This window comes from Vibrio sp. Vb1574, assembly GCF_033338675.1.
Window position 1 is genome coordinate 1 of the sequence record NZ_JAWOTC010000113.1, and the last position, 1,853, is coordinate 1,853.

Sequence of the window (1,853 nt, forward strand, 5' to 3'; positions counted from 1 at the left end):
TCTCAGAAAAAGCACTGATTGAAGCGGTGAAAAAAGCACGTGCTCGTGGCGAGAAAGTCGTCATGACCAATGGCTGTTTTGATATTCTTCACGCTGGTCATGTGTCTTACCTTAATCATGCTGCTGAGCTAGGCGATCGCCTAATTGTCGCAGTAAATACCGATGAGTCTGTAAAGCGTTTAAAAGGCCCTGGTCGTCCAGTAAACCCAACCGATCGCCGTATGGCAGTATTGGCAGGTTTAGGTGCGGTTGACTGGGTTGTACCGTTTAGTGAAGATACGCCACAGCGTCTGATCTCTGAAGTGCTGCCAAGCATGTTAGTTAAAGGCGGTGACTACAAACCAGAAGTGATTGCCGGTGGTAAAGAAGTGATTGCAGCAGGTGGTGAAGTTCGTGTTTTGAACTTTGAAGATGGTTGCTCAACCAGCGAAATCATCAATGCAATTAAAGGCGGCAAAGGCTAAGCCTTACTGCTTTGAACAACACTATCTGAAAGGTCGCTGTAAAGCGGCCTTTTTGTTTTTCTATGCTTGCTGTTCTACGTTCTGGTATAGCAATGCATTTGCGAGACAATCGCTAGGCGTACAATGTTAGGTAATTTGCATCGAGTGATAGACAACAAAAAACGCCAGTTGAAGAATCAACTGGCGTTTTAATTTCATTGTATAACTGAACGTTATTTCGCTGGTTTCAAACCTGCATCCACATCTAAGATGTCTTGTTCGCTTAGTGTACCAACCGCTTGGCGAAGCTGAAGAACACTCAGGATGTAGTTGTAACGAGCGTCTGAAAGGTTTTTGTTCGCATCGTATAGGCGACGAGTTGCGTCTAGAACATCAACGATAGTACGAGTACCTACATCAAAACCTGCTTCTGTCGCTTCTAGCGCAGATCTCGCTGAAACTACCGATTGCTCATACGCTTTTAACGCACCAATAGAAGCGTTGATGTTGTTGTTTTGTGCACGAACATCTTTCACTACGCTACGGTACTGAGCTTCAAGATCTTCGCTTGCTGCAACGTACGCAAACTCAGCTTGTTTGGTTTGTGATGTCACGTTGCCGCCAGTGTAAAGTGGCACTGCTAGGTTAACGCCAATATTGAAGTTATCCGTCGTGTTATCACGAGCACTGTTTGAAGTATCACCGTAGTTGTAACCACCGTCTAGAGATAGTGTTGGTAGGTGACCAGAGCTAGCTAGCGAGATGTTGTCGCGCGCGATGTCTTGTGAAATACGAGCTGACAATAGGCTAAGGTTCTTCGTTTTCGCTTCATCGATCAACGTTTCAGCAGGGCTGTTCGTACGTGTTGCAGAGAAACGGTTAGTATCAAGAACGTTTAAGTTTTTGTGTTCTTGACCTGTGATTTCACGTAGTGATTCATAGCTGTTGATCAGATCATTTTCTGCCAACACTTCATCTGCTAGTACCGCATCGTACTGAGCTTGCGCATCGTGAACGTCAGTAATTGCCGACAAACCAACTTCAAAGCGTTGTTTTGTTTGTTCTAGTTGGCGACCAACGGCTGCTTTCTCTGCACGAACGAAGACTAGATTGTCTTGAGCGCGCAATACTTCGAAGTACGCTTGAGAGACACGAAGGATCAAACCTTGTTGGGTTGCTGCGTAAGTTGCGTCTGCTTGACGAGCGCTTTTCTCTGCTGTGTCTAGAGAAATCCAAGATGCACGGTTATAAAGTGTTTGAGAAAAGCTAACACCAGCGGTTAAGGCGTCTTGATCGTTTGATGATTTGCCTAAAGCGCTATCGTCGTAGTCGGTGTCGCCACGAGTTAGGTTGTAACCCGCAGTTAGGTTGATTTGTGGTAATCGAGCACTACGGCTAGAGGTGATTGCT

General features: G+C 45.7%; 2 protein-coding genes. One reads left to right on the forward strand and one right to left on the reverse strand.

Features of this window, described 5'->3' with window-relative positions:
• A partial coding sequence (gene rfaE2 / locus R7O12_RS23950; protein WP_318126531.1) for a D-glycero-beta-D-manno-heptose 1-phosphate adenylyltransferase occupies positions 1-464 on the forward strand: 464 nt, incomplete at its 5' end.
• A 212-nt stretch (positions 465-676) separates the two neighbouring features.
• Here rfaE2 and vpoC read toward each other — a convergent pair.
• Positions 677-1,853, reverse strand: a 1,177-nt coding sequence (gene vpoC / locus R7O12_RS23955) for an efflux RND transporter outer membrane protein VpoC (RefSeq protein ID WP_318126533.1), incomplete at its 5' end; no start/stop codon positions are given.